The following is a 4,350-nucleotide window of genomic DNA, read 5'->3' on the forward strand; positions in this document are numbered from 1 at the left end:
CGCTTGCAAACGCAGCGCCTCCACCGAAATGCTTTCTTGTGAAACGCGGATTTCGTCGCGCTTGACCTGGATGATGCGGTCGAGAATGTCACTCATATCGGATTCCGTTATTTGGCGAATTGCTGCGGCGTGATAATGCGCAGCGCGACGCCGTGCTCGCCGCCATCGCGCGCTGGCCGGATACGGTGAAGCTGACGGGCGTCGAATTATATGAAGGCGTGCTGCAGGATGAGTCGAAGGTGCGCGCGTTTTTACAGCACGCGGTGGACGTGACCCGCGAGCTGGTCGCGCAGGGCAAGATCGAACGCAAACCGGCGATCCTGTCGGGCGCGGGATCGGCCTGGTACGACGTCGTCGCCGATGAATTCGCGAAGGCGAATAGCGACGCCATCGAAGTAATCCTGCGTCCGGGCTGTTACCTGACGCACGACGTCGGCGTCTACAAGAAAGCCCAGAACGAGATTTTTGCGCGCAATCCGATTGCGAAGAAGATGGGCGAAGGGCTGAAACCGGCGTTGCAATTGTGGGCTTACGTGCAGTCGATTCCGGAGCCGGATCGCGTGATCATCGGCTTGGGGAAACGCGACGCAGCGTTCGATGCCGGCATGCCCGAACCCGCACGCCACTTCCGCCCCGGCACGCAAATGCCGCGCGACGTGGCGCCGGGAGAAGGCTGGGAAATCTTCGGCATGATGGACCAGCACGCGTACTTGCGAATCAAACCGGGCGATGACATCAAGGTCGGCGACATGATCGCGTTCGACATCTCGCACCCGTGCCTTACCTTCGACAAATGGCGCCAAATTCTCATTGTCGATGCGAAATATCGCGTGAAGGAAGTGGTCGAGACGGCGTTTTAAGCGTTGTCGCTGAGCGTGGCGTCGCTTTCCGAGGACGTCGACGCGACCTCGATGATGCGCTGCTCCAGCACACGCAGCGCGCCCGACAACGCCGTGATGGCTTCGTCGGGCAGCGTGGAAAGCGTTTCGCTCAGGAACGTGTTGCGGCGCGGCAGGCCGGCGTTGACGACCGCGCGGCCTTCGTCGGTGAGGATCACGTTGGAGATGCGGTTGTCGCGCTGATCCACGCTGCGGGCAATCCAGCCCAGCGCTTCGAGCGTTTTCAGTTGCCGCGTGAGCGCGCCCGGATCGACGCGCAGCCGCTCGACCAGCTTCTTCTGCGACAACTCGCCCGCATGATCGTGCAATGCGATCAGGATGCGCCAACGCGGCATAGGCTGGCCGACTTGCGACTCGAACGACTGCATGAACACACGATAAGTGCGTCCGAACTGCTGAATGACCGCGATGCGTTCCGTTTCGTCCATGCTGATTGATTCCCTGCTTCGCGTGTATGCCGCGCGTCCAACATTGAATTCATTCGGCCATGATGGCCGGCTCCACCTTCGTGCCCTTCAGGCGGACCGGCGGCACCCGCCGCGATTGCCACACGGCGACCACGGCAACGACCGCCGCCACCGCAATACCGATGTGGATTGCCGCCACCAGCGATTCACGCGCCGATTCCAGCAGCGCAACGCCGTTATGGCCTGCCGCGATCAGTTGCGACAAGAGCGTGGTCTGCGCTTCGTGGTTGATGAGGATTTGCGGATCGCTGAGATCGCCGAACCAGTGGCCGGCGTTGTCTTTATCGAGTGAAAGCCGCACGCCGCTTGCGTAGAGATGCGTAATCAGCGTGCCGGTCAGCGCCGTGCCGACCATGCCGCCAATCATGCGCAGCGATTGCAGCAACGCCGTCGCAATCCCCAGATGCTCACGTCCCGCCGTCAATTGCGCGAACACCGTCAGGTTAGGCATGACGAAACCGAGACCCATGCCGCCGAGCACCATGATTCCCATCAAGAGCGGCCGCGGCATGGAGCGCGTCGCGATCACCACGCCAAGACACGAGAGTGCGAGCAACGCGAAACCGACATACAGCATGGCGTTCGGGTTCTTCACCCGCGTGACGATCCGCCCGTTCAAAATGCTGCCGATAGTAATAAACACCACCAGCGGCGTGATGATCAGCCCGGCGTCCTTTGGCGACATGCCGAACCCGCCCTGGAACAACAGCGGCGCGTAGAACAGCAGCGAGAACATCGTGAAACCGCCGAGTATCGCCAGCGTGAAAAGTGCGGACAGGCTCTTGTTGCGGAACATATCGACTGGAAGAATGGCGTAATCGCAGCGACGCTCCCACTTCCAGAGCGCATAACCGCACGCTACGCTCACCACCAGCAGCACCAGCGTTCCCGCTGAAACGCCGTGCTTCGGCAACATCTCGACGAACAACTGCAACGAACCGAGCGCAATCGCGATCAGGCCCGCGCCTTGCCAGTCAAGTCGCATCTTGCCTTCATGCTTGATGTGGCGAAGGTGCGGCAGGAAGCGCCAGACGAAGAACACCGATATCAATCCGACGGGCAAATTGACATAGAAAACTGAGCGCCAGCCGTAATATTGGGTCAGGATGCCGCCGAGCGACGGGCCGACCGCATTGGCGATACCGAACGCCGAGCTCATCATGACTTGCCACCGCAGTCGCACGACGGAATCGGGGAACAGATCGGCAATGCACGCGAAAGCGGTTCCGACCAGCATGCCGCCGCCAATGCCCTGAAGGCCGCGCGCGAGCACGAGGAACAGCATGTCGTTGGCCATGCCACAAAGCGCAGACGCCGCGGTGAACACGACAATCGATGCAATCACGAACGGCTTGCGCCCGTAATAATCGCCGAGCCGCCCGAAAACAGGCACGGTAATGACCGATGTAAGCAAGTACGAGGTCGCAACCCAAGCGTACAGGTCGAAACCTTTAAGCTCGGCAACGATGGTCGGCAACGCCGTGCCGACCACGGTTTGATCGAGCGCGACCAGCATGGTCACGAAGCAGATTCCCAGCATCGCCATCAGCGATTCGCGGAAAGGGAGTACTTGTCCCGCGGAGTGATGCGCGGCAGTATGAACGGCCATTTTTTTGATACCGCAATGATTGACTTGTCAACAGACCGGGAATCATAGCACGCGATAATGCTCTAAATCAAAGCCTGAATCCTTCCTGGACCCTTTCGAAAAACATCATGGAACCGACGTCAATCTCCGTCTCGCCCCTTTCCCCGGAAGACCTGGCGACCTTGCGCCGCGCCAAGGAAGCGCTGGAAAGCCCGTCCCTGACGATGAAACTGGCGAGCGTGGTGGGCTCGCCCATCGAAAAGCTGATGGCGCGCATGCCGAACATCGCGCAGGAAAAAATCGATGACGCCACGCAGGCCGCGCTCAAGAAATGCCTGCAACTGGCGTTGCGCACGTTGACCAAAAGTTCAGTGGATGGCGTCCTGCTGCCGCCTGAAAAACCGCACAACCTGATGCACAAGCTCGCGGTGGCGACGACCGGCGCGGCGGGCGGCGCGTTCGGAATGTTCGCGCTACCGGTGGAATTGCCGGTCACGACCACGCTGATGTTCCGCTCGATCTGCGACATTGCACGCAGTGAAGGCGAAGACATTCATCTCATCGATACCCAGTTGCAATGCCTGATGGTCCTCGGCATGGGCGGCCCGAGTTCGAGCGACGACAACGCCGATATTGGTTATTTCATCGTGCGCGGGACGCTGGCGCAGTCGGTATCCAAGGCGACGAGCGAGATTGCCGCGAAGGGATTGAGCGGACATGGCTCGACGGCGTTGCTCAAGTTCTTGCAGACGGTGGCGTCGCGCTTTTCGGTGCAGGTCAGCGAACAGGTCGCCGCGAAGTCGATTCCCGCGATCGGCGCCGTGCTCGGGGCAATGGTGAATACGGTGTTTATCGATCACTTCCAGCAGATGGCGCACGGGCATTTCACCGTGCGCCGGCTGGAGCGCCAATATGGACAGCTCGCGGTGGAGCGCGCGTTTCAGACCATCGATATTTCCAGCGGCCGGTGAAGCGCTACGCGGCGGACGAACTGCGCCGCGTGTTCCAACGCCCGGTTCGCTTCCGGCACGAACGGCGCCAGCATCTGTAAAGCGTGCGGCATGTTCGGCAAGACTTGAAACTCTACGTTCACGCCCGCCGCTTGCGCTTTCTCGACGAAGCGCGTGGAATCGTCGAAGAGCACCTCCGTGTCGCCCGCCTGGATGAAGACCGGCGGCAAGCCATCGAAGCGTCCATATAACGGCGATACATACGGGTTGTGGACATCCGCGCTTCCTGTATAAAGCTTGCCCGCCGGCGCGATTGCGCGGCCGTAGAACATGGGGTCGCGGCCATTGTTGGTTGTGATCGATGCACCCGTCGCCGCCAGGTCCGTCCACGGCGAAAACAACACTGCGCCTGCGGGCATCGGGTCGCCGGCATCGCGCAATGCGAA

At 60.8% G+C, this 4,350-nt stretch carries 4 protein-coding genes and 1 pseudogene; 2 read left to right on the forward strand and 3 right to left on the reverse strand.

Annotation, left to right across the window (positions count from 1 at the left end):
* Window positions 1-128: 128 nt before the first annotated feature.
* Window positions 129-860: pseudogene (locus tag ACRXB1_RS31625) on the forward strand (amino acid deaminase); the annotation flags it as partial.
* Here the strand turns inward: ACRXB1_RS31625 and ACRXB1_RS31630 are convergent.
* Window positions 857-1,327 carry a MarR family winged helix-turn-helix transcriptional regulator gene (locus ACRXB1_RS31630; protein ID WP_061998391.1) on the reverse strand — a complete coding sequence of 157 codons (471 nt, stop codon included), beginning with the start codon at window positions 1,325-1,327 and terminating at the stop codon, window positions 857-859. The pseudogene ACRXB1_RS31625 and the gene ACRXB1_RS31630 overlap by 4 nt on opposite strands.
* Before the next feature lie 49 nt (window positions 1,328-1,376).
* On the reverse strand, window positions 1,377-2,975 hold the full coding sequence (locus tag ACRXB1_RS31635; protein WP_062169062.1) for an MDR family MFS transporter: 1,599 nt from the start codon (window positions 2,973-2,975) through the stop codon (window positions 1,377-1,379).
* A 107-nt stretch (window positions 2,976-3,082) separates the two neighbouring features.
* On the opposite strand from ACRXB1_RS31635, the gene ACRXB1_RS31640 reads away from it, so the two are divergent.
* Window positions 3,083-3,925: an EcsC family protein gene (locus ACRXB1_RS31640; protein WP_449494281.1), complete on the forward strand. Its 843-nt coding sequence runs from the start codon at window positions 3,083-3,085 to the stop codon at window positions 3,923-3,925.
* Here ACRXB1_RS31640 and ACRXB1_RS31645 read toward each other — a convergent pair.
* Window positions 3,895-4,350, reverse strand: a 456-nt coding sequence (locus ACRXB1_RS31645) for an alpha/beta hydrolase fold domain-containing protein (RefSeq protein WP_449494282.1), incomplete at its 5' end; no start/stop codon positions are given. The genes ACRXB1_RS31640 and ACRXB1_RS31645 overlap by 31 nt on opposite strands.

The sequence above is a fragment of the Caballeronia sp. M23-90 genome (assembly GCF_053574605.1).

Coding starts and splice junctions, on each gene's coding strand:
- ACRXB1_RS31630 (WP_061998391.1), bottom strand. CDS start 1,327: ATGGACGAAACGGAACGCATCGCGGTCATTCAGCAGTTCGGACGCACT.
- ACRXB1_RS31635 (WP_062169062.1), bottom strand. CDS start 2,975: ATGGCCGTTCATACTGCCGCGCATCACTCCGCGGGACAAGTACTCCCT.
- ACRXB1_RS31640 (WP_449494281.1), top strand. CDS start 3,083: ATGGAACCGACGTCAATCTCCGTCTCGCCCCTTTCCCCGGAAGACCTG.